This window comes from Microbacterium lacus (genome assembly GCF_002812805.1).
Taxonomy (GTDB): Bacteria; Actinomycetota; Actinomycetes; order Actinomycetales; family Microbacteriaceae; genus Microbacterium; species Microbacterium lacus_A.
The window spans coordinates 48,586-70,545 of record NZ_NMUM01000017.1 but is presented as its reverse complement, the minus strand read 5'-3'; the positions used below and the strand labels follow the sequence as shown (position 1 = coordinate 70,545).

General features: G+C 66.7%; 20 protein-coding genes, 1 tRNA gene and 1 pseudogene. 10 read left to right on the top strand and 12 right to left on the bottom strand.

Going from position 1 to position 21,960, the window contains the following annotated elements; genetic code table 11:
• Positions 1–1,220 (top strand): IS3 family transposase gene (locus CGU34_RS05185; RefSeq protein WP_100813494.1). Its coding sequence is split into 2 segments (ribosomal slippage), with 1,221 coding nucleotides annotated over them: positions 1–208 and positions 208–1,220; the frame shifts between segments, so codons are not numbered across the junction. This gene is flagged as partial in the annotation.
• Between the two features lie 28 nt (positions 1,221–1,248).
• On the opposite strand, the pseudogene CGU34_RS05180 reads toward CGU34_RS05185, so the two are convergent.
• Positions 1,249–1,992: pseudogene (locus CGU34_RS05180) on the bottom strand (type I restriction-modification system subunit M); the annotation flags it as partial.
• Positions 1,993–2,438: 446 nt separating this feature from the next.
• Between CGU34_RS05180 and CGU34_RS05175 the strand changes: the two are divergent.
• Positions 2,439–3,575, top strand: a complete 1,137-nt coding sequence (locus CGU34_RS05175; protein WP_100813489.1) for a site-specific integrase — start codon at positions 2,439–2,441, stop codon at positions 3,573–3,575.
• Positions 3,576–3,787: 212 nt separating this feature from the next.
• Here CGU34_RS05175 and CGU34_RS05170 read toward each other — a convergent pair.
• The 3 genes from CGU34_RS05170 to CGU34_RS05160 form a co-directional block, all read right to left on the bottom strand.
• A tRNA-Arg gene (locus CGU34_RS05170) sits at positions 3,788–3,859 on the bottom strand.
• A 140-nt stretch (positions 3,860–3,999) separates the two neighbouring features.
• A complete protein-coding gene (locus CGU34_RS05165; RefSeq protein ID WP_100813488.1) occupies positions 4,000–4,497 on the bottom strand; it encodes an HNH endonuclease in 498 nt (165 codons plus the stop codon).
• Between the two features lie 344 nt (positions 4,498–4,841).
• Positions 4,842–5,294: a M23 family metallopeptidase gene (locus tag CGU34_RS05160; RefSeq protein WP_100813487.1), complete on the bottom strand. Its 453-nt coding sequence runs from the start codon at positions 5,292–5,294 to the stop codon at positions 4,842–4,844.
• 132 nt (positions 5,295–5,426) lie between these two features.
• On the opposite strand from CGU34_RS05160, the gene CGU34_RS05155 reads away from it, so the two are divergent.
• Positions 5,427–6,833 (top strand): IS1380 family transposase, encoded by a 1,407-nt coding sequence (locus CGU34_RS05155; protein WP_100810554.1) that lies wholly within the window; start codon positions 5,427–5,429, stop codon positions 6,831–6,833.
• Positions 6,834–6,917: 84 nt separating this feature from the next.
• On the opposite strand, the gene CGU34_RS05150 is transcribed toward CGU34_RS05155, so the two are convergent.
• The 3 genes from CGU34_RS05150 to CGU34_RS05140 all read right to left on the bottom strand — a co-directional run bounded on the left by CGU34_RS05150 (position 6,918) and on the right by CGU34_RS05140 (position 9,195).
• Positions 6,918–7,349 carry a hypothetical protein gene (locus CGU34_RS05150; RefSeq protein WP_100813486.1) on the bottom strand — a complete coding sequence of 144 codons (432 nt, stop codon included), beginning with the start codon at positions 7,347–7,349 and terminating at the stop codon, positions 6,918–6,920.
• 14 nt (positions 7,350–7,363) lie between these two features.
• Positions 7,364–8,272, bottom strand: a complete 909-nt coding sequence (locus CGU34_RS05145; RefSeq protein ID WP_100813485.1) for a M23 family metallopeptidase — start codon at positions 8,270–8,272, stop codon at positions 7,364–7,366.
• Between the two features lie 221 nt (positions 8,273–8,493).
• On the bottom strand, positions 8,494–9,195 hold the full coding sequence (locus tag CGU34_RS05140) for a metal-dependent transcriptional regulator (protein WP_036295446.1): 702 nt from the start codon (positions 9,193–9,195) through the stop codon (positions 8,494–8,496).
• Between the two features lie 99 nt (positions 9,196–9,294).
• Between CGU34_RS05140 and serC the strand changes: the two genes are divergently transcribed.
• Positions 9,295–10,416, top strand: a complete 1,122-nt coding sequence (gene serC / locus CGU34_RS05135) for a phosphoserine transaminase (protein ID WP_100813484.1) — start codon at positions 9,295–9,297, stop codon at positions 10,414–10,416.
• A 113-nt stretch (positions 10,417–10,529) separates the two neighbouring features.
• Here serC and CGU34_RS05130 read toward each other — a convergent pair whose 3' ends face one another.
• Together CGU34_RS05130 and CGU34_RS05125 are read right to left on the bottom strand one after the other, a co-directional pair.
• Positions 10,530–11,324, bottom strand: coding sequence for a DUF3027 domain-containing protein (locus tag CGU34_RS05130; protein ID WP_100813483.1), 795 nt, complete (start codon positions 11,322–11,324; stop codon positions 10,530–10,532).
• On the bottom strand, positions 11,308–11,691 hold the full coding sequence (locus CGU34_RS05125) for a cold-shock protein (protein ID WP_100811644.1): 384 nt from the start codon (positions 11,689–11,691) through the stop codon (positions 11,308–11,310). The genes CGU34_RS05130 and CGU34_RS05125 overlap by 17 nt, the downstream gene beginning before the upstream one ends.
• A gap of 134 nt (positions 11,692–11,825) precedes the next feature.
• On the opposite strand from CGU34_RS05125, the gene CGU34_RS05120 reads away from it, so the two are divergent.
• The 6 genes from CGU34_RS05120 (at position 11,826) to CGU34_RS05095 (ending at position 18,737) form a co-directional block, all read left to right on the top strand.
• Positions 11,826–12,104: a multidrug ABC transporter ATPase gene (locus CGU34_RS05120; protein ID WP_100813482.1), complete on the top strand. Its 279-nt coding sequence runs from the start codon at positions 11,826–11,828 to the stop codon at positions 12,102–12,104.
• Positions 12,105–12,111: 7 nt separating this feature from the next.
• A complete protein-coding gene (locus CGU34_RS05115) occupies positions 12,112–13,842 on the top strand; it encodes a helicase-associated domain-containing protein (RefSeq protein ID WP_100813481.1) in 1,731 nt (576 codons plus the stop codon).
• 42 nt (positions 13,843–13,884) lie between these two features.
• Positions 13,885–15,525 (top strand): DNA repair helicase XPB, encoded by a 1,641-nt coding sequence (locus CGU34_RS05110; RefSeq protein ID WP_100813480.1) that lies wholly within the window; start codon positions 13,885–13,887, stop codon positions 15,523–15,525.
• A gap of 197 nt (positions 15,526–15,722) precedes the next feature.
• Positions 15,723–16,415 carry a response regulator transcription factor gene (locus CGU34_RS05105; RefSeq protein WP_100813479.1) on the top strand — a complete coding sequence of 231 codons (693 nt, stop codon included), beginning with the start codon at positions 15,723–15,725 and terminating at the stop codon, positions 16,413–16,415.
• Positions 16,416–16,505: 90 nt separating this feature from the next.
• The gene (locus tag CGU34_RS05100) at positions 16,506–18,227 is read left to right on the top strand and encodes a sensor histidine kinase (protein WP_232711546.1); all 1,722 of its coding nucleotides are present in this window, start codon (positions 16,506–16,508) and stop codon (positions 18,225–18,227) included.
• Positions 18,228–18,449: 222 nt separating this feature from the next.
• Positions 18,450–18,737 (top strand): WXG100 family type VII secretion target, encoded by a 288-nt coding sequence (locus tag CGU34_RS05095; protein ID WP_036300341.1) that lies wholly within the window; start codon positions 18,450–18,452, stop codon positions 18,735–18,737.
• 80 nt (positions 18,738–18,817) lie between these two features.
• On the opposite strand, the gene groL is transcribed toward CGU34_RS05095, so the two are convergent.
• From groL to CGU34_RS05080, 3 genes are all read right to left on the bottom strand, one after another.
• Positions 18,818–20,437, bottom strand: coding sequence for a chaperonin GroEL (gene groL, locus CGU34_RS05090; RefSeq protein ID WP_100813478.1), 1,620 nt, complete (start codon positions 20,435–20,437; stop codon positions 18,818–18,820).
• 121 nt (positions 20,438–20,558) lie between these two features.
• Positions 20,559–21,683: a DUF3048 domain-containing protein gene (locus CGU34_RS05085; RefSeq protein ID WP_100813477.1), complete on the bottom strand. Its 1,125-nt coding sequence runs from the start codon at positions 21,681–21,683 to the stop codon at positions 20,559–20,561.
• A gap of 69 nt (positions 21,684–21,752) precedes the next feature.
• Positions 21,753–21,959 carry a cold-shock protein gene (locus CGU34_RS05080; protein ID WP_100811699.1) on the bottom strand — a complete coding sequence of 69 codons (207 nt, stop codon included), beginning with the start codon at positions 21,957–21,959 and terminating at the stop codon, positions 21,753–21,755.
• Position 21,960: the final 1 nt, after the last annotated feature.

Here is a 21,960-nt window from a genome sequence, read left to right as displayed (position 1 = left end):
GAGTATCCCTCGTTGACGGCCGCGTCAGCGGCCGTTGCCCGCCAGGTCGGCGTGGGCCACGAGTCGGTGCGCCGGTGGGTGCTGCAAGCCGATATCGACGACGGCACCCGCGACGGGATCACCAGCGTCGAGCATGCCGAGATCAAGCGGCTCAAGGCCGAGAACAGTCGTCTGCGGGAGGATGTCGCGATCCTGAGAGCTGCGACGACTTTCTTCGCGGGGGAACTCGACCCCCGCAACCGTTGATGCTGGGCTTCATTGACACGATGAGAGCCGAAGGTCACGCGGTCGAGTCGATCATCCGGGTCCTGCAAGCGCAGGGCGTGAAGATCGCCGCGCGCACCTACCGAGCCCACCGGCAAGGCATCGTCGCAGTGCGGACGATCACGGACGCGCAGGTCCAGGACGCTGTCCGCGCCGCGGCATGGACCATTGTCGAACGCAACGGGACGATGCGTCGCGTGCTGACTCCCGAGGGCCTCTACGGGCGGCGGAAGATGACCGCGCTGATCCGCCGCACGTCGATCCCCGGCGCGTCGCGAGGCGCGGTCGACCGGGCCATGCGCTCGCTCGGGCTGTCGGGAATCCGTCGCGACAAGGGCACCCGCACTACGATCCCCGCCAAGGACGGGGTCCGTGCCGGCGACCTGCTGAACCGCGACTTCACCGCGCCCCGGCCGGATCACACCTGGGTGATGGACTTCACCTATTGCCGCACCTGGGCGGGCTGGGTCTACGTCGCCTTCATCGTCGATGTCTACTCGCAACGCATCGTGGCCTGGCACGCACAGACCACCAAGCACGTCGAGCTGGTGATGATCCCGCTGCGCATGGCCCTCTGGGAACGAGCGCGTGATGGGCACCCGGTCCAGCCCGAGCAGCTGCGGGCACATTCGGACGCCGGGTCTCAATACGTCTCGCTGGCCTACACCGAGAAGCTGGCGCTCGATGGCATCGCACCCTCGATCGGGTCCGTCGGCGACGCGTTCGATAACGCGCTGATGGAGACGATCAACGGGCTCTACAAGGCCGAGTGCATCCGCACGACCGTGTTCCACGACGGGCCGTATCGGACCATCGCAGACGTCGAATTCGCGACCGCCGGCTGGGTCAACTGGTACAACACTCGTAGGCTTCACTCGAGCCTCGGCTACGTCCCACCCGCCGAGTTCGAGCAAGCCCATTACGCGACCCTCAACCGAGAGCCGCAACCCGCATAGGAGCGGCACAAAACCTGGAGCGCTTCACCTTGCCGAGGACCTTCGCGAACTTGAGCAGGAGCGATCCAGAACCCGCGGCCGGGTCGTAGACCTTGTTGACCCGCTTCTTGCCCATCACGGTGATGCGAGCGAGAACCTCTGAGACTTCCTGCGGCGTGTAGTACTCCCCACCGGACTTGCCTGCTTGTGAGGCATACATCTGCATGAGGTACTCGTAGGCGTCGCCAAAAAGGTCGATCGAGTTATCCTCAAAATTGCCGAGCGGCAGGTCGCCGATGGCGTTGAGCAGCTTCACGAGCTTCTCGTTGCGTTTTGCGACGGTGTTTCCGAGCTTCGAGCTGTTGATGTCGAGGTCGTCGAACAGCCCCTTCAGGTCGTCCTCGCTGTCGGTGCCGACAGCGGAGCCTTCGATGTTCTTGAAGACCCGCTCAAGCGTCTCGTTCAAATCGGGGTCATTCGAAGCGCGGTTGCGGACGTTCTGAAACAACTCCGACGGGAGAACATAGAAGCCCTTCTCGGCAACGGTCTCCCTGCGCCCGAACTCAGCCTGCGAGTCAGGAAGTGCCGCATAGTCGAAGCTGGTCTCACCTGCCTCGTGCTCGCCCTTATTGATATACGTCGTCAGATTCTCCGAGATGAACCGATAGAACAGCATGCCGAGCACGTAGCTCTTGAAGTCCCACCCGTCGATCGACCCGCGCAGATCATTGGCGATGCGCCAGATTGTCTTATGCAGCTCAGCGCGCTGTCCTTCTTTGGTGGTCGGCGTCATTGACTCGTGATTCTCCTCGCGCGATGCGGCCTACCGATGTGATGCGGCCGTGGCTACAGCCATGGGTACTTCGAATCTAGCGGCGCATGCTCGTACACCTCTGTTGCTTCCACTCAGGAGTCAACCGGCGCCACAGTCTCTCCGCGCTCACGGCGCTCCATCCGACGATCAGGCGCCTCAGCGATCGTGCGCGACGCAGTGCTCGGCGTCGCACGGCTGCAAAGCGGAGCGCGCCAGCGCGCAGTCTGCAAGGAGTGAGCGGTGAGAACGGAGACGCGACCGATCGCTACACTCTCGGCGTCGGAGGGCGCCCCACTCCCCACAACCAGTTGACGCCCTTCTCCTTCATCTATCCACACATGTCATCAGCCGCGTTGACGGCGACCGGCCGCTGTCCGAAACTGGGCCGATACTGACCATCGAAACGGCAATGAGCGGAGGTCGGAATGGGCAACATCACCCCATACGAATCGGCGAAGGGCCGCCGTTATCGTGTGCGCTATCGCAAGCCTGATCGCACGGAGGCAGAGAAGCGTGGCTTCGCGACGATGCGCGAGGCGAAGCTGTACCTCTCGATGGTCACGGTGTCGAAGTCGAAGGGCGAGTACATCGATCCGTCATCGTCCCGGGTTCCGGTCCGGATGTTCGCGGACAGCTGGCTGCGATCCAAGCAGCCGCCGATGTCGAAGCCTTCGTACTACATGACACTCGAGCGGGCGTGGAACAACCATGTCGCGCCGGTCTGGGCCGACCGAGAGATTTGGTCGATCCGGCGCTCCGAAGTGCAGGACTGGGTGTCCAACCTCGCATCGCAGAAGTCGCGGACGGTTGTTCTTCGCGCCCTAGGAGTGCTCGCCGGCATTCTCGATGTCGCGATCGACGATCGTCGCCTCACAAGCAACCCGGCGCGACATGTGCGCAGCCTCCCTCGGAACGGACCGGGCAAGCGTCGCGTCTACCTCACGCACGACCAGGTGGCGACGCTCGCGGCATCCTCAGCGCATCCGACACTCGTTTTGACGCTGGCGTACACGGGCCTGCGCTGGGGTGAGGCGACGGGGCTGCGAGTGCGCAGCGTGAACCGCCTGCGCAAGCGATTCGTCATCGAAGAGAACGCGGTGATGATTGCCTACGAGATCCACGTCGGCACACCCAAGACACACGAGAAGCGCTCCGTCCCCTACCCCGAGCGTCTCGCTCCGATGATCGAGCAAGCGTGCGCCGGCAAGGGACCCGAGGGCCTGCTGTTCGGCGACGGGGTCAATCACATGCGCAACTCAGGTAGCCAGGGCTGGTTCGCGAACGCGGTGAGACGTGCGCAAGCGTTCGACCCCTCCATTCCACGTGTAACCCCTCACGACCTCCGTCACACCGCTGCGTCGCTCGCGATCAGTTCGGGCGCCAACGTGAAGGCCGTGCAGCGGATGCTCGGGCACGCGTCGGCGGCGATGACGCTCGACACCTACGCCGATCTGTTTGAGGACGACCTGGACGAGGTCGCGACGCGACTCAATGCAGCCATGCCGCTCGTGGCGCTGCCGTCGGGTCCGCAGACTCGCTACGCCCGGCCGTCGAAACGCTAGAGAGCAGATTGCTCAGTTTTTCGACGAGGCTACTGACGCCCGAAGCGCTCGATTTTGGCGTTCTGAGACGCCTAACGAAGCGCCGTGAAGGGCCTCGTTCTTGCCCCGAATCTGCCCTCAGAATTTTCAGAATGCGGGCAAAAAGCGGGCAAAAACGAGATTTTGCGAGATTTTTATTGGAGAAACACCTGGTCAGAGCGAAAAACAGACTGTGCCCCTGGAGGGACTCGAACCCCCAACCCTTTCCTTAGGACGGAACTGCTCTTCCATTGAGCTACAGAGGCTAGGCGTCCAAGTCTACCGAGCGAGGCGGGCGGGTCCCTTCGACAAGCTCAGGGTCCGGATGTACACAGCTGGTCCCTTCGACGAGCTCAGGGACCGAGGCGGGCAGGGCTGGTCGCTTCGACAGGCTCAGCGACCGGGGCTACGCCGCAAGCTCGAGGTACGGCTCCCACCGCGGATCCGCACGCTCCGTGCCACGCACCGTCCACTGCGTCCCGTGCGGGGGCCGCGGCATGTACCGCAGATCCCAGCGCATCTCGGCGGGGGTCCGATCGCCCTTGAGGTTGTTGCACCGCAAGCAGCAGGCCACGAGGTTCTCCCACGAATCCGCTCCCCCGCGCGACCGCGGCATCACGTGATCGATTGTCGTCGCACCCTTGCCGCAGTACGCGCAGCGGTTGCCGTCGCGACGCAGCACACCCCGGCGGGTCACCGGCACGCGACGCGACTGCGGCACGCGGACGTAGCGCGTGAGCAGGATCACCGCCGGACGGTCGACGGCGCCGCTCGCGCTCCACACCGGATCGCCCTCCACGCGCTCGATCACCGTCGCCTTCGCGTTCATCACGAGCACGACGGCTCGCTTGAACGACACGACGGCCAGCGGTTCGTATCCTGCGTTCAGCACCAGAGTGCGCATCGGGTGTCCTCTCGAATAGCCCGTGACGGCTTCAGCGGTATTCGATACAGCGACGCCCGCGGGCGCGACAGGCTGCGAGGACGAAAAAAGGCGCCGCCCCTAGGGGCAGCGCCTTGTGGCCACGGTCGTGCCGTGGCATCCGTCCGCACGATGACGAAGGACGTAACGACCGTGCGCATTCCGGGTTCGGATGCGAGGCGTGATATCCATCGGCATTTCCCATCGCTCGAGCAAGCGTTCGGGGTCAGATTACCCCACGATTCGGGGTGCGAGATTCACGATGGCGAAGGTGTCGGCGCGTCATTTCGTCTCGGCCCTGCGGGCCTCGCTCAATGACCGGAGGCTCAGGTGCCGTAGGGGCCGAGGTGCGGCATCGGGTCGACCTTGGCGTTGTTCACGAACACCTCGAAGTGCACGTGGTTCGCCGTCGCATACCCGGTGCGGCCCACTCCCCCGATGACCTGCCCCCGCGAGACCGTCTGGCCAGCCTCGACCGTGCGGGTGCCGTATGAGAGGTGCGCATACAGGGTGCTGACGCGCACGCCGTCGATCACATGCTCGATGCGGATGTACGCGCCGTACCCACCGCTGCCACCCTCGGTCGACTGACTGACCACACCATCCGCCGACGCGTAGACGGGAGACATGGCGGGGGCGAGCATGTCGACGCCCTTGTGCGACCCGCCGCGCGCGCCGAAGCGGTCGCTGATGTTCGAGATACTGCGCAGCGGCCAACCGATCGCGCCAGACCCCGCGGGGATGCTGGCGAGGTCTACCGTGACCGAACCGCCCGACAACGCCGCCTTAGCCTCGATCCACCGATGGGGAGGCTTGCTGAGTTGGCGTCGTAACGCAGAAATGCCCCTCTGACCAGGAAGAATAGAGCTTGTCTAAGATCCTATTTCCCGAGTCTGAGAGGCATCTCGTAGGTGCAATTCAAGCATGCTCCCGCTGCGGTGTCAGCGAAGTTCGATGATCCGAATCTTGTGTCGGCCGCAGGGCTGGTCCCGATGCTCCGTCTTGCCCGTTCTGCGGGGCTCGATCAGCTCGCGCAGGTCCGGTTGACGGTCCCGTCGGATAAGGGTGCGAACGCGGGCGGCAAGGTGATGGCGCTGGTGGCGGGGATGCTCGCCGGGGCGGACTCGATCGACGACATGAATCTGCTGCGTCATGGCGGGATGGGCCGGTTGTTCGATCGGACGTATGCGCCGTCGACGCTGGGCTCGTTCCTGCGGGAGTTCCGGTTCGGGCACGTCCGCCAGCTCGACGCCGTCGCCTCACGGACCCTGGTGAACGTCGCGCAATCCGCGCCGCTGCTGCGGGCGTCGAACGACGAGCGGGTGATGGTGGATCTGGACGACACGATCATCGAGGTCCACGGATACCAGAAGCAGGGCGCGTCGTTCGGGTACTCCGGCGTCCGCGGCCTGAACGCCCTGTTCGCCACGGCGTCGACATCGCAGTCGGCGCCGGTGATCGTGGGGCAGCGGCTGCGGCAGGGGAAGACCGGTTCCCCGAAAGGCGCGGCCAGGATCGTCGCCGACACCCTCGCCACGCTTCGCCGCATGGACCTGGGCAGCAGTGTTCGGCCGTTGCTGCGGGCGGACTCCGCTTTCTACGGACACGCCACCATCGGCACGGCGATCAAGGCCGGCGCGGACGTGTCCGTCACCGTTCGGATGGACCCCGCGGTGAAGACGGCGATCGCGACGATCCCCGAGGACGGGTGGGAGACGATCGAGTACCCGAACGCGATCCGTGACGAGGTCACGGGCCGGTGGATCTCGAAGGCAGAGGTCGCCGAGGTGCCCTTCACAGCGTTCCGTTCCCGGAAGATCGCCGAACGGGTTGAAGGGCGACTGGTGGTGCGGCGGATCCCGGACCTGAACCCCAAGCAGGTCGAGCAGCCGACGCTGTTCGACATCTACCGGCACCACGCGTTCTTCACCACCACCGACAAGCAGACGATGGGAACCGTCGCGGCGGACAAGACCCACCGCGGGCACGCGATCATCGAGCAAGTTCACGCGGACCTGAAGGCGGGCCCGCTCGCTCACCTGCCCTCGGGAGTGTTCACCGCGAACAGCGCATGGCTCGTCCTCGCCGTGATCGCATTCAACCTCACCCGCACCGCTGGACTCATCGCCGACCGAGGCGGGCGGCTCGCCCGGGCAACGACCGCGACGATTCGCCGCACCCTCGTCTCAGTGCCGGCACGACTGGCGCGGACGGCGCGCCGCATCATCCTGCACCTGCCGGACGTCTGGCCCTGGCAGACCGCGTTCGACCGACTCTTCACCGCGACGCACGCACCACCACCGGCCGCGGCCAGCTGACCACCGCCGCCACCAGCGGCACGACCGACAACGAAGTGGACAACCGGGATGAGACGCCCGGAACTCACCCCTGCCCGCAGCCGATCACGCCGCGCCCATCACACCGACGCCACCCACCGAAGGCTCATCGGTGGATCGAGGCTTAGCCCGCGCCGCGGCAGCCTCGGCGGCCTTCTTCTTCGCGATCTCTTCGGGTGTGGTCGCCGAGTACGACCCGCGCGCGAGCGTGCTGCCGCCGACATCCGACGCGACGACGAGCGTCTGCGCCCCGTCGGCCGCGAGCTGCTGCAGCGTCTTCGCTTCCGTCTCGGGCTTCCAAGCCGCGTAGGCCGGGATCGCCACCGTCGCCATGAGTCCCGTCACGATCGCCAGCGTCAGGATGCTGCGGGCCGGAGCCCGACGCGCCCCACCCGCCGCTCCGCGACGCGGCAAAAGAGTGCGTAATGCGGCACGGCCGGGACGCACCCGTTCGAGGCTCGAGTCCTCGGGAGCGTCAGTCGGCGGCATCGCTGGCATGACAGAAGACTCGATCAACCCGCGTTAGCGGCGAGCCAACCTTCAGCGTCGACGCGGGTGCCGTCCACATGAATCATGAGGTGCAGGTGTGTTCCGAACGCCAGACCGGTGTCGCTGACCTGGCCGATCATCTGGCCGGCGCTCACGGTTGCTCCAGCGCCCACCGTGCGGCTGCCCGGGAGCATGTGTCCGTAAACGGACTGCACGGCGTGGCCGTTGATGTTGTGCATGATCGTGATCGTCACGCCGAGTCCGCCACCACCGTCGGAAGACGCGGTTACGACGCCATCGGCGACGGAGTAGATCGGGGTGCCGCGCTCGACCATGTAGTCGGTGCCGCGGTGGCCCGCGTAGGGCGCTCCGAAGTTGTTGAAGTACGGCAGCGGGCGCCGGACGAGGCCCGACCCGGGTGCGACCAGGGGAACACCGGCGGGAACCGCGTACGACCCGGACGACGAAGACCGGGTGGCTGCAGCCTGGACGCGAGCCGCGGCGGCCGCGGCGGCTGCTTCTTCGGCCTTCTTCTTCGAGATCTCGTCCGGCGTGGTCGCCGAATACGAGCCCCGGGCCAGAGTCGAGTCCGTGATATCCGATGCCACGACGAGGGTCTGTGCGCCGTCGGCCGCGAGCTGCTGCAGCGTCGTTGCTCCAGCCTCGGGCTGCCAGGCAGCGTATGCGGGAATGGCGACGGTTGCGACAAGGCCGGTGACAACGGCAAGCGTCAGGATGCTGCGAACCGGGCCGCGGCGGCCCGTGCGAACGGTCGTGGGGCGCTCTTCACGCGCTGCACGACGCTCAAGTTTGGTCGCTCGGCGAGGTCGGGGTGGCTTCTGTGTCTCGCTCCGAGCCGGCCGTCCCCATCGGGCCTGGCTCGCTACCTGCGCTTCGGGGGCGCTTTCTGGCGAGTCGTTCTCTTCAGCCAAACTTTTCCTCCTGCCCCGGCACCCGCGTAGCAGGTGTTGGCTCGTCGCCACGATGTTCGTGGTTCAGCCGACCGAGTGGACGAGCCTGGAGGGGCGTTCGGGCCGGGAGTTCCCCCGCCTGGCTTATCGGCGGTGGACTTTTCGAGGTTACCGGAAGGTAACGGTTCTGTCACTTCGACAGGCGACACCTGTGCACAAGTTGACGACCTTCCGCATCCGATTCAGACCGAAGCGTCGACCAGGAAGATGTGCGCGGCGACCTCGACGGGCAGCTCGAGTCCCTCGTCGGACCCGTCCATCTCAACGAGAACGTAGCCCTCGTTGTAGCGGTACTTGCCTTTGGCTCCCGGCATCACACCGGCGCTGCGCAGCTGCTCGAGCAGTTCAGGATCGACCTGCGCGGGCTCGGCGAGGCGGCGAACGGTTCCCTCGACGGGACCGCCGACCTCATTGAGGTGACGGACGAGACCGACAACTCCCTGTGAAAATACCGCCGCGGGCACATCGCCCAGCTGATCAAGCCCGGGGATCGGGTTTCCGTACGGGGATTCGGTGGGGTGTCCGAGCAGCTCGACGAGCCGACGCTCGACCTGCTCGCTCATCACGTGCTCCCAGCGGCAGGCCTCTTCGTGGACATATGCCCAGTCCAGACCGATGACGTCCGAGAGCAGTCGCTCGGCCAGGCGGTGCTTGCGCATGACGTCGACGGCCTTCTGACGACCCGCGCTCGTGAGTTCGAGCCGACGATCCTCCGACACGACGACGAGGCCGTCTCGCTCCATCCGTCCGACGGTCTGCGAGACGGTCGGCCCCGAGTGCCCGAGACGCTCCGAGATGCGCGCACGCAGAGGAATGATGTTCTCTTCCTCGAGCTCCAGGATGGTGCGCAGGTACATCTCTGTCGTATCGATCAGATCGGTCATGGCAGCTGGTTCCTCGCGTCCGGGTTGCGAAGGCAAGCCTAACCCAGCGGGCCGTCACGCGGCCGGAGACAGGTCGCGACCGACTCTAGAATCGAGGGCATGTCCCACGTCTCTCTTCCGAGTGAACTCCTTCCCGCCGACGGACGCTTCGGCTGCGGCCCCTCGAAGGTCCGTCCCGCCCAGTTGGCAGCCCTCTCGACCGCCGGAGCAGAGCTGCTCGGCACGTCGCACCGCCAGGCCCCCGTCAAGAACCTCGTCGGCGACGTACGGTCGCTGCTCGCCGAGCTGTTCCGTGCGCCCGAGGGCTACGAGGTGCTGCTCGCGAACGGCGGATCGACCAGCTTCTGGGATGCCGCAGCTTTCGGTCTGATCGAGCGCCGCACCCAGAACCTCGTCTTCGGTGAGTTCGGCGGCAAGTTCGCCGCGGCCGCCAAGGCCCCCTGGCTCGAGGCCCCGGATGTGCGGAACGCACCCGCCGGGCAGCGCACGAGCGCAGAGGTCGTCGCGGGCGTGGACGTGTACGCCTGGCCACACAACGAGACCTCGACCGGCGTGCTCGCCCCCGTCACGCGCGTCCACGGCGACGAGGGTGCGCTGACCGTCATCGATGCGACCAGCGCCGCGGGTGGTGTCGACGTCGACATCGCCGAGACCGACGTCTACTACTTCGCGCCGCAGAAGAACCTCGGATCCGACGGGGGTCTCTGGCTCGCCCTCGCCTCGCCCGCCGCGATCGAGCGGATCGAACGCATCGGCAAGACCGACCGCTACATCCCCGAGTCGCTCAGCCTGGTCAACGCGGTCAGCAACTCGCGCCTGAACCAGACGCTCAACACCCCCGCGCTCGCGACGCTGTTCCTGTTGCGCGACCAGCTGTCGTGGATCGTCGACAACGGCGGCCTGTCGTGGGCGTCGGCTCGCACGCAGGAGTCGTCGTCGGCGCTGTACGAGTGGGCCGAAGCATCCGCTGTCGCCACACCGTTCGTCGCCGACCCGGCCGACCGTTCTCAGGTGGTCGTCACGATCGACTTCGACGAGAGCGTGGATGCCGCGGCCCTCGCGGCCTCGCTGCGCTCCAACGGCATCGTCGACACCGAGCCCTACCGCAAGCTCGGACGCAACCAGCTGCGCATCGCGACCTTCGTCTCGATCGAGCCCGACGACGTGCGTCAGCTCATCGGCGCGATCGAGTACACGCTCGAGCGGATGCCGCAGGTCTAGGTTCCCGCGCTCCCTGAGCTTGTCGAAGGGAGCAGCCAGGCATCGCGTCGGGCCGGACGGGTCACTTCGACAGGCTCAGTGACCGAGACGTTCCCCGGATCAGAAAGCAAGTCTCAATAGCTGCGGTCGACTCGAGCGTCGTCGTAGTCGGACTCGTCGTCGTCCTCATCCGAGTCGTCGTCTGAATCGTCATCCGACTCATCGTCGTCGTCCGACTCATCGTCGTCGTCGTCCGACTCGTCGTCGTCGTCCGAGTCATCTTCGTCGTCCGAATCGGCGTCGTCGGAGAAGTTGTCGATGTCGACACCGTCGACGTCGCCCGAGTGCAGGATCGGTGATCCGTCCTCGTCGAAATCGGCTGCGTCGAGATCGTCGATGTCGTCCTCGTCCGAATCGTCGTCGTCCGACTCATCGGAATCATCGCCCTCGTCGGAAGCCTCTGCGGCGAGTGCCTCTTGGTCGAGCTCGGCCTGGTGAGCGTGGTACTCGGCGAGCCGCTCGGCCCACGGCGTCCACTCGGGCGCGAGCAGCGCGCCGTCACCGGGCATCAGTTCCGCCTCGAGCACGGTCGGGGCGGAACCCTCGACGCGCGCGAGCGTGACGGTCCAGAACCATCCGGGGTACCCGGCCATGCGATTCGCGAAGCGCAGCGAGAGGGCGCCGTCGGGCTCTTCGCGATACCCGGCGGGCTCACCGATCGTCTTCTCGTCGGTGATCTCGCGCAGCGCGGCGAGAGCGAGGTCGCGGGCGTCGATCAACTGCGGATCGGGCTCGGATGGCTGAGCTTCCGTCACCGGCGACTCAGTCGGCTCCGAGTCCGACTCCGCCGATTCAAACTCAGCCGCATCCGTCGCCTCAGCGTCGGGCACCGAGGAATCCGGCAGCTCGGACTCAGGCGTCGAGTTCATCGGCGACCTTACGCAGGACCGCGGCGATCTTCTTGCTGTGCGAGCTGCTCGGGTAGCGGCCGCGACGCAGGTCCCCACCCATGCCGTCGAGCAGCTTCACGAGATCTTCGATGATGATCGCCATGTCGTCGGCCGGCTTGCGCTGCGCCTTGGAGAGGCTCGGCGGCGCCTCGAGCACGCGCACCGAAAGCGCCTGCAGCCCGCGCTTGCCGTCGGCGACGCCGAACTCCAGGCGCGTACCGGGCTTCGGGGCGGGCGTTCCCGCGGGCAGTGCGGTGGCGTGCAGGAAGACGTCTTCGCCATCATCGGTGGAGATGAAGCCGAAGCCCTTCTCTTCGTCGAAGAACCTGACCTTGCCGGTGGGCATCGTGAACTACCTCGTTGCGTCTGGCACCCGCGGGCGCTGAAGAATCCGGGGAAACCCCCGACATACCAGCCTACGGCACCGCTCCGCGCCCTGCGCGATCGATCCGAGCACCCGTGCCCACTAGGCTCAGTCGAATGAGCACGTCTCCCGATTCTTCGCAGCTGCAGCCTGGGCGCGCCGAACGCATCCTCGCGTTCATGTCGCTCGGCATCGCGCTCCTGTCGATCGTGTGCTTCTTCGCGATCATCATCGGAACAGCCACGGGCATGTCCCAAGAAGACTTCAGTTCCGGTATCTGGCCGCTCGTCGCTCTCTTGCCCAACATCGGGCTGCCCCTCGCTTTCGTCTTGATCATCACGCTTCTCGTGATCACCTGGGCGCGTCGCAAGCGCGCTAATCAGGCATCGTCTTGAGCCGAACATGACAGAGGGAACGAGGGAGCTCGCTGCGCGCCTCGCGACCCTCGATGATTCGGAGTTCGCCGCCCTGCTCGCGGCGCGTGGGGTGTCACCCACGGTCGCGTGGCGCGACTACTTCGACGCCGCCGACGCTCTGACCGACCCGTCGTTCGTCGCACGGGCGTTGCAGGGTTTGACCGCGACCGAGCTCTCTGCCGTCGCCCGCGCCGCTGCAGACGGAACACCCGTTCCCGAAGAACACGCCGCCACGGTTCGGAGCCTGGGACTGACGGATGCCTCGGGCATCCCGCTCCCCTCGACGTCGGCCGCGATCAACCTCGTCATCTTCGACGAGGCCGCACCTCAGGACGCACTACCGCCGGCCGACTCCGCCACCGAGGGTGCGACCGCCGAACGCGCCTTCACGAGTGTCGCCTCGCTCGGCGACATCTTGATCCAGTCGCTGCACGCGCCGTTCGCCCGTCTGGGCTCGGGCGCGATCGCCGCCGCCGATCGTCGCCGGCTCTCCGAAGAGCTGCAGCGCCCGGAAGACCTCGATGCCCTGATCTCCCTGGCCCGCACGGCCGGCCTGCTGGATGTCGAGGGACGCTGGCTGCTACCCACCGCGCAGGCCGAGCTGTGGCTGCGCGAACCCACGGTGCGGCGCTGGTCGCTCGTCGCCGCCGCATGGCGTGACGAACTGCCCCGCGGCATCCGCGCGGGTGGTGCGTGGAGCGATCCGTCGACGTGGAACGCGACATTCCCCGCGGATGCCTCGTGGCCTGCCCGCGCGGAAGCCCTGCAGGCCGAGGCCCAGGTATGGGGCCTCATCGCCCCGGATGGCGCGGCCCCGCCGTGGTCGCGTGCCCTCCCCTCGGGTACCGAACGCGCCGAGGCCGAGCTGGGGGCGCTCCTCCCCCACGAGGTCGACCGCATTTACCTGCAGAACGACCTCACCGCCATCTCTCCCGGGCCGCTCGCATCCGGACTCGACGTGCGCCTGCGTCAGCTCGCACATCGTGAGTCGCACGCGCAGGCGTCTTCGTATCGCTTCACACCCGAGACGATCGCCGCCGCGCTCACCGAGGGCGAGACGGCCGAGTCGATGCTGGAGTTCCTCGCGGGCCTGTCATTGACCGGCGTGCCGCAGCCGCTCGAATACCTCGTCCGGACGACCGCAGACAAGCACGGTCTCGTCCGCGTCGGCTATGACCCGGATGCACCGCCCGAAACCCCTCGCACGCTCGTCACGAGCAGCGAGCCACAGGCCCTCGAGACGATCGCCGTCGACCAGTCGCTGCGCCCCCTCGGTCTGATCCGAACCGGCGACGGGTCTGCGTTGACCTCGCGCGTGCCCCGCGACACGGTGCTGTGGGCCCTGATCGACAGCCGCTATCCGGCCGTCGCCGTCGACCGTCAGGGCACAGAAGAACCCATGCGGCGCCACCGCATCGCGGCCGGCGCACTCGCCCCGGGCTCCGTGCCCCCCGAGGCCTACACCGCGCTGATCGAAACCCTGCGCGCATCCGTGTCGTCCAATGCCGACACCGCCTGGCTCGAACGCGAGATCGAGTCCGCCGTCCGTGCGCGTACGGTCGTCGATGTGGACGTCGAGCTACCCGACGGATCGACGCGCACCTTCACTCTCGAAGCCAGCGGCTTGGGCGGCGGTCGCCTGCGCGGTCGCGAGCGGGGCACGGATGTCGAGCGAACCCTGCCCGTCTCGAGCGTCCGGGGCATCCGACGCGTGTGAACCGCGCCCGGGCACACGCGCGCACCGGTAGAATTGGCCCTTATGTCTGATGGCCCCTTGATCGTGCAGAGCGACCGGACCGTGCTGCTCGAAGTGGCACACCCCGACGCCGAGACCGCGCGTCACGAGCTGGCGATCTTCGCCGAGCTCGAACGAGCACCCGAACACATCCACACGTACCGGATCACCCGGCTCGGCCTGTGGAACGCACGCGCTGCCGGGCACCAGGCGGACGACATGCTCGCGACACTCGAACGCTGGTCGAAGTTTCCGGTGCCCCCGTCGGTGTCGATCGATATGCGCGAGACCGTCGGCCGTTACGGGCGACTCGTCATCGAGCGCGACGACGAAGGAACCCTCGTGCTGCGCAGCACGGACGGCGCCGTGCTGTCCGAGGTTGCCCGCAACAAGCGCATCCAGCCGCTGCTGACGGGACAGCCCGTGCCGGGCACCTTCACGGTCGACGCGTGGGCGCGCGGGCACATCAAGCAAGAGCTTCTGAAGATCGGCTGGCCTGCCGAAGACCTCGCCGGCTACACCCCGGGTACACCGCACGAGATCGCACTCGACGAGAGCGAATGGAATCTGCGGCCGTATCAGCGGCAGGCCGTCGACAGCTTCACGGATGGCGGATCCGGCGTCGTCGTCCTGCCCTGTGGCGCCGGCAAGACGCTCGTCGGTGCCGCCGCGATGGCCGACACCAAGACGACGACACTGATCCTCGTCACCAACACCGTCTCTGCCCGACAGTGGCGGGACGAGCTGCTCAAGCGCACCACCCTGACCGCCGAAGAGATCGGCGAGTACTCCGGGCAGGTCAAAGAGGTCAAGCCGGTCACGATCGCGACCTACCAAATCCTCACGGCCAAGCGGAAGGGCGAATACGCCCACCTCGCCCTCCTCGACGCGCTCGACTGGGGGCTGATCGTCTACGACGAGGTCCACCTGCTTCCGGCCCCCGTGTTCAAGCTGACGGCCGAGCTGCAGGCGCGCCGCCGCCTGGGGCTCACCGCGACCCTCGTCCGCGAAGACGGACGCGAGGGCGACGTGTTCAGCCTGATCGGACCCAAGCGGTTCGACGCCCCGTGGAAAGAGATCGAAGCCCAGGGCTTCATCTCCCCCGCCGCCTGCTACGAGGTGCGCATCGACCTTCCGGCATCCGACCGCCTCGAATACGCCGCGGCGGCCGACGACGAGCGGTACCGCCTGGCCGCGACCGCGCACGCAAAGATCGATGTGGTTCGCCAGCTGGTCGAGCGACACGAGGGCGAACGGATTCTGATCATCGGGCAGTATCTCGACCAGATCGACATTCTCGCCGAAGCACTCGACGCCCAGAAGATCACGGGAGCGACGCCCGTCGACGAGCGGGAAGTTCTCTTCCAGGCATTCCGAGAGGGTTCGATCTCGGTGCTCGTGGTGTCGAAGGTTGCAAACTTCTCGATCGACCTGCCCGACGCATCCGTCGCCATCCAGGTCTCGGGATCGTTCGGCTCTCGTCAGGAAGAGGCGCAACGCCTCGGACGCCTGCTGCGCCCCAAGACGAATGGCCACACCGCGAGCTTCTACACACTCATCGCGCGTGACACCGTCGACCAGGACTTCGCACAGAACCGCCAGCGCTTCCTCGCGGAGCAGGGCTACGCCTACACGATCCTCGATGGAACGGCCATCGCCGCGTAAGTCCCGAACGCCCCGACGCGAGCCGAGCCCGGCGAACGTCGGAGATCCGGTCGGCGTCGGAGCCAAAGCATCCGATCCCTCCGACCCTCGCCGAATCTCCGACCGCGGCGCAGTCGGCGCCGGCCACCACGAGCCCCGAACGCGCCGATCAGGGCAGGATTCAGCGGATGCATCGCTCCAGTGGGGATAATGGGGTAATGACTGCACCGCGCATCCTCGTCGTGGACGACGAGCCGAACATCCGCGATCTCTTGATCACGAGCCTGCGCTTCGCCGGCTTCCAGGTCAGGGCCGTCTCTAACGGGGCTCAGACGATCTCGGCCGTTCTCGAAGAAGAGCCCGATCTGATCGTGCTCGACGTCATGCTGCCCGATATGAACGGGTTCAGCGTCACCAAGCGTTTGCGAAGCGCTGGCTACACCGCCCCCATCCTGTTCCTGACCGCCAAGGACGAGACCGAAGACAAGATCGAGGGCCTGAACGCCGGCGGTGACGACTACGTCACCAAGCCGTTCAGCCTCGACGAGATCGTCGCGCGCATCCAGGCCATCCTCCGCCGCACCATGCAGGCCGACGAAGAGGCCGTGATCCGCGCCGGCGAGCTGTCGATGGACCAGGACACGCACGACGTCAAGGTCGGCGAGGTCTCGATCGACCTGAGCCCCACCGAGTTCAAGCTGCTGCGGTACCTGATGCTCAACCCCAACCGCGTGCTGTCGAAGGCTCAGATCCTCGACCACGTCTGGGAGTACGACTTCAACGGCGACGCGGGCATCGTCGAGAGCTACATCTCGTACCTGCGTCGCAAGATCGACCCGCACTCCACCGAAGCGCTCATCCAGACCAAGCGAGGCTTCGGCTACATGCTGAAGGCCGGCAAGACCGCGTAGGGGGCTCCCCTGAGCGATCGTCACAAACCCGACAAGGTCACCCGGTGGTGGCGGGGCGTCAGCCTCCGCGCCAAGGTCACCGGGGTCACTGTGGCGATCCTCGCGATCGGCCTGTTCGCCTCGGGGATCGCGACCATGGCGTTCGTGCGCAACGCCCTCGTCGTCGCGCAGGACGAGCAGCTCCAGGCACGCGCGTCCTCGAACCTTGGCGCCGGGCTGCTCGATGTCGAGATCGATGAAGACAACGGCACCGTGAAGATCTCTTTGACCGATCAGGCCGTGGCCGGCGACTATTTCATCGCCGTCTACGAGGCGGAGGGCGAGTCGCTCGGGGGGCGACCCTCCGGTGGCGGCCCGAACTGGCCCGAGGAGTACACGCTCGAGAAGACGATCTCGCTCGGCACGACACCATTCACGTTGTACGACGACGACGGTGCGGTCTATCACGCCAGCGCCGGAACCTTGGACCCCGGCCTGAATGGGCAGCTCTACACCCAGGTGATCGCGCAACCCCTCGCTCCGATCGACCGGACGGTCGCGACCTTCTTCGGCGTCTTCACCATCCTCGGCCTCATCACGATCGCGGCGGGTGCACTCACCACGCGGCTCCTCGTCACCCAGACGTTCCGCCCGCTCGGACAGGTTGAGCGCGCCGCGACATCCATCTCGTCCGGGGACTTCAGCCAGCGACTCACTCCCGGCGACCCGCGCACCGAGGTCGGAAAGCTCACGGGCGCGCTGAACACGATGCTCGATCGTGTGGATGCCTCGCTCAGTCAGCGCGAGGCGACGGTCCGCCAGATGCGGCGCTTCATCGGCGACGCGAGCCACGAACTGCGCACGCCCCTCGTGACGGTGCGCGGTTATGCCGAGCTGTACCGGATCGGTGCGATCCGCGGCGACGAAGACACCGCCCAGGCGATGGAACGCATCGAAAAAGAGGCGATCCGCATGGGCGTGCTGGTCGAGGACCTGCTTGCCCTGGCGCGCCTCGACGAGCGCCGCGAGGTCGAGATCGCGCCGATCGACCTGCGCCCGATCGCGCGTGACGCCGGCATGGATCTGCGCGCCGCCGCACCGCAGCGCACGGTGACGGTGATCGACGCGGATTCTCTCGCGGCGCGCATCGCCCTCGAGGACGATGGTGCGACGGGCACGATCCCCGTGGACACGGATCCCGCAGAGAAGGATGCCTCGGCCCCCCGTCGACGCGGCGGTGCGAGCTCCGGCGCACGAGCACGCTCGCTCCTTCGCCGCATCCCGCGACCCATTCCGGCACCTCGCGGCGGGTCCTCGGCCGGTGCCCCGGGGAGTCCCGCTCAGCTCTCGTTCCCGACCAAGCCGATCCCGGTCGCCGTGAGTCGCCCACCCGTGGTGCTCGGGGACGAGAACCGGATCCGCCAGGTCGTCGCGAACCTGCTCGGCAACGCGCGCCGCTTCACCGCCGACGATTCACCGATCGAGATCGTGGTCGGCACCGACGTCACCGCGGTGAGCGAGACCGCGCCGCTCGGTATGGGATGGGTCGCGATCGTCGACCACGGCGAGGGCGTTCCCGAGCAGATCCGCGACAACATCTTCCAGCGCTTTTGGCGCGCCGATTCTTCGCGTACGCGCGAGACCGGCGGCTCCGGCCTCGGACTCGCCATCGTCGCGTCGATCGTCGCGGCACTGAACGGCACCGTCGAGGTCGAAGACACCCCGGGCGGTGGCGCCACCTTCCGCGTCTCGTTCCCCATTGCGCCCGAATCGACGCTGTACCTCGACACCCAGCCTCTGCCCGAGCTCCCGCCGCGCCCGCCCCTCCCCTGACGCCCGATCCACGTCGCTCCGCTGTCGCACATCGACCTTGCGGCGCGGCACGAGCATCGATCTGCGACAGCGGAGCAGGTCTTTCGTGCCTCCTCCCCAGGGGCGCGTGGCAGGGCGGAGCCACGGAACGGATGTCGGGGCATGGGCAGGCCCGCCGACGCCCGTAGCGTCGGGGCATCCGCCACCACTCGGCGACCCGATCCGCACCTCAAGGAGCCCCTCATGGCCGTTTTCACCGTCGACTCCGACGCCGTCCTCGCCCAGTCCGCCGCGATTCGCGGCACGATCGACCGCATCCAGTCCGAGTCCCAGTCGATGCTCGGCCAGCTCGTCCAACTCCAGTCCGCGTGGACCGGTCAGGCATCCGCGGCCTTCCAAGAGACCATCGAACGGTGGCGCACGACGCAGCGACACGTCGAGGAGAGCCTCGCCGCGATCACCCTCGCACTGGAGTCGGCCGGTCGGCAGTACGCGGATGCCGAGATCACGAACGCCGCCCTGTTCCGGTAACCCGGCCTGCAGGATCCGGTGCAGACACGAAGAAGGGCCCCGGCGTTATGCCGGGGCCCTTCTTGTGATTCGTGCGGGACTTAGAAGTCCATGCCACCCGTCGGGTCGCCCGCCGGGGCGGAGACCTTCTCGGGCTTGTCGGCAACGACGACCTCGGTCGTCAGGAACAGACCGGCGATCGACGCCGCGTTCTGCAGGGCAGAGCGCGTCACCTTGGCCGGGTCGATGATCCCGTGAGCGAACATGTCGACGTACTCACCGGTCGCGGCGTTGAGGCCGTGTCCGATGGGCAGCTCGGCGACCTTGTTCGCCACGACGCCGGGCTCGAGGCCAGCGTTCAGGGCGATCTGCTTGAGCGGCGCCTCGATCGCGACGCGAACGATGTTCGCACCGGTCGCCTCGTCACCCGTCAGGTTGAGCGTGTCGAACACGTTCTTCCCAGCCTGGATCAGAGCCACCCCACCACCGGCGACGATGCCCTCTTCGACGGCGGCCTTCGCGTTGCGAACGGCGTCTTCGATGCGGTGCTTGCGCTCCTTGAGCTCGACCTCGGTTGCAGCGCCGGCCTTGATGACGGCGACGCCACCGGCGAGCTTGGCGAGACGCTCCTGGAGCTTCTCACGGTCGTAGTCGCTGTCGGTGTTCTCGATCTCGCGGCGGATCTGGGTCACGCGACCCTCGATCAGCTCCGAGTCGCCGGCACCCTCGACGATCGTGGTCTCATCCTTGGTGATGATGACCTTGCGCGCCTTGCCGAGCAGGTCGGTGGTCGTGTTCTCGAGCTTGAGACCGACCTCTTCGCTGATGACCTGACCACCGGTGAGGATGGCGATGTCCTGCAGCTGCGCCTTGCGACGGTCGCCGAAGCCGGGAGCCTTGACGGCAGCCGACTTGAAGATGCCGCGGATCTTGTTGAGCACGAGAGTCGCGAGAGCCTCGCCCTCGACGTCCTCGGCGATGATGACGAGCTCCTTGCCCTCCTGGATCACCTTGTCAACGACCGGCAGAAGGTCCTTGATGTTCGAGATCTTGGAGTTCGCGATGAGGATGTAGGGGTCCTCGAACACGGCTTCCTGGCGCTCGGGGTCGGTGACGAAGTAGGGGTTGATGAAACCCTTGTCGAAACGCATACCCTCGGTGAGCTCGAGCTCGGTGCCGAACGTGTTCGACTCCTCGACGGTGACGACGCCTTCCTTGCCGACCTTGTCGATCGCCTCGGCGATCAGGTCACCAATGGTGGTGTCGGCGGCCGAGATCGACGCGGTAGCGGCGATCTCTTCCTTGGTCTCGACCTCTTTGGCGCTCTTCAGCAGCTCGGCCGAGATGGCCGCGACGGCCTTCTCGATACCGCGCTTGAGCGAGATGGGGTCGGCGCCGGCTGCGACGTTGCGCAGGCCTTCCTTGACGAGGGCCTGAGCGAGAACGGTAGCGGTGGTGGTGCCGTCACCTGCGACGTCGTCGGTCTTCTTGGCGACCTCCTTGACGAGCTCCGCGCCGATCTTCTCGTACGGGTCGTCGAGTTCGATCTCCTTGGCGATCGAGACGCCATCGTTCGTGATGGTGGGGGCGCCCCACTTCTTCTCGAGCACGACGTTGCGACCGCGGGGGCCGAGCGTCACCTTGACGGCGTCGGCGAGGATGTTCAGGCCGCGCTCGAGGCCGCGACGGGCCTCTTCGTCGAAAGCGATGATCTTTGCCATGTGTGTGTCGTCCCTCCCGGACGTAGGTATTGGTTTAGCACTCCGGTAAGGCGAGTGCTAACGCCCATTCTGGCACTCACCCCCACCGAGTGCAAGCCGCGCAGAGTCCGGATGACTCAGGTCAGACGACCGCGATGCTCCCGCCGCGCGCATTGGGTACGAGCTCGACCCATGTGTTGCCGGGCGCGAGGTACACGGGGGTGCCGTATTGGTTCGTGAGCTGGATGGGCGCGTCGGCGGATGCCTTGGTCCAGGTGACCTGGATGACCTTCCCGCCCGTCGACACCCACGCCGGCCCGCTGCCCACCATGACGGTCTTCGGGATGTCGCCGTAAGCCCAGTCGATGCTCACCGAAAGCGCGACGACGTTGGTCGCCGCGAGCTGCCCGTCCGCCGAATCCATGTCGGGCGCGCCGTTCTGCGAACGCAGGTAGCGTTCGGACCCCGCGTCCCACCGCCATGACCGGCTTTCCTTGGCCGAGAAGAACAGGTCGAATCCGTTCGCCGCACTCCCGTAGGCCGCGGCGGACGCCGTCTGCGGGCGCTGCGAGTACGCGAACTGCTGTGCCGGCGGAGGCACATCGGCGTATGCGGCGCGCAACTCCTGCGCCTTGACGAGCACGTTGTGGGGCGAGGCCTTGGAGCGGGTGCGGTACATGAACCGGTCATCCGCTCCGCCGTGGATAGCGTTGTGCACGGGGGTGTTCAGCATCATGTCCACAAAACGCTGCTGCCCACCCGAGTAGGCGATCAGTCCGCCGAACGGCGACACGATGTCGGGATCCATCGGACGGATGCTTCGCACCGGACCGATTTCGGCCGGCACATCCGAGAACCACACGGCGACGTAGCGGGTGAGCCCACCCTCGACGAGTTCTTCGAACACGATGTCGGTGTGATCCAGGCCCACCTGCGGGCGTGCCGCGACATGGTTGTCGATCTTCGCGGCGAGCGCGGGACCCGTAATCGTCTCGGGCGGGACGAACGTGCCGCGGAGGGGCTGCACGGCCATCGCGGGAGCTTCGGGAGTCGCGTCGGGAGTGGGCTCTTGCGAAGCGGATGCGTCGGCCGTAGAGCCGTCCGTCGACGCCGGGGACGCGACATCCGTCGACTCGGCGGCGCACGAACCGAGCAGCAGCGCCGAGACGAGCACGCCGACGGTCGCGGCGAGCCGTACCGAACGAGCGCGCACCGAACGAGTGCGCACCGAACGCGGGAGCGCGCGGGCCCGCGCAGACGACGTCATGCGCGCCACATTAGGCCGCACGCTCGAGGTCGCGCCGTCGACACGGCGAACGATGCGGAAGCCGAGGGGTCAGGAAACGACGCGAACGGATTCGGCTTGCGGGCCCTTCTGGCCCGCACCGACCGTGAACTCGACGAGCTGGCCCTCTTCGAGGACGCGGAAGCCCGTCATGTCGATGTTCGAGTAGTGGACGAAGACGTCCTGACCACCGTCGACCACGGTGATGAAGCCGAATCCCTTCTCGGCGTTGAACCATTTGACGGTGCCCTGGGTCATG

Bases quoted from the DNA above. Each gene is read 5' to 3' on its own strand.
- serC (WP_100813484.1), top strand. From the start codon at position 9,295: ATGTCCCACGTCTCTCTTCCGAGTGAACTCCTTCCCGCCGACGGACGC.
- CGU34_RS05080 (WP_100811699.1), bottom strand. From the start codon at position 21,959: ATGACCCAGGGCACCGTCAAATGGTTCAACGCCGAGAAGGGATTCGGC.
- CGU34_RS05105 (WP_100813479.1), top strand. From the start codon at position 15,723: ATGACTGCACCGCGCATCCTCGTCGTGGACGACGAGCCGAACATCCGC.
- groL (WP_100813478.1), bottom strand. From the start codon at position 20,437: ATGGCAAAGATCATCGCTTTCGACGAAGAGGCCCGTCGCGGCCTCGAG.
- CGU34_RS05120 (WP_100813482.1), top strand. From the start codon at position 11,826: ATGAGCACGTCTCCCGATTCTTCGCAGCTGCAGCCTGGGCGCGCCGAA.
- CGU34_RS05130 (WP_100813483.1), bottom strand. From the start codon at position 11,324: ATGAACTCGACGCCTGAGTCCGAGCTGCCGGATTCCTCGGTGCCCGAC.
- CGU34_RS05175 (WP_100813489.1), top strand. From the start codon at position 2,439: ATGGGCAACATCACCCCATACGAATCGGCGAAGGGCCGCCGTTATCGT.
- CGU34_RS05125 (WP_100811644.1), bottom strand. From the start codon at position 11,691: ATGCCCACCGGCAAGGTCAGGTTCTTCGACGAAGAGAAGGGCTTCGGC.
- CGU34_RS05095 (WP_036300341.1), top strand. From the start codon at position 18,450: ATGGCCGTTTTCACCGTCGACTCCGACGCCGTCCTCGCCCAGTCCGCC.
- CGU34_RS05115 (WP_100813481.1), top strand. From the start codon at position 12,112: ATGACAGAGGGAACGAGGGAGCTCGCTGCGCGCCTCGCGACCCTCGAT.
- CGU34_RS05140 (WP_036295446.1), bottom strand. From the start codon at position 9,195: ATGACCGATCTGATCGATACGACAGAGATGTACCTGCGCACCATCCTG.
- CGU34_RS05110 (WP_100813480.1), top strand. From the start codon at position 13,885: ATGTCTGATGGCCCCTTGATCGTGCAGAGCGACCGGACCGTGCTGCTC.
- CGU34_RS05165 (WP_100813488.1), bottom strand. From the start codon at position 4,497: ATGCGCACTCTGGTGCTGAACGCAGGATACGAACCGCTGGCCGTCGTG.
- CGU34_RS05150 (WP_100813486.1), bottom strand. From the start codon at position 7,349: ATGCCAGCGATGCCGCCGACTGACGCTCCCGAGGACTCGAGCCTCGAA.
- CGU34_RS05085 (WP_100813477.1), bottom strand. From the start codon at position 21,683: ATGACGTCGTCTGCGCGGGCCCGCGCGCTCCCGCGTTCGGTGCGCACT.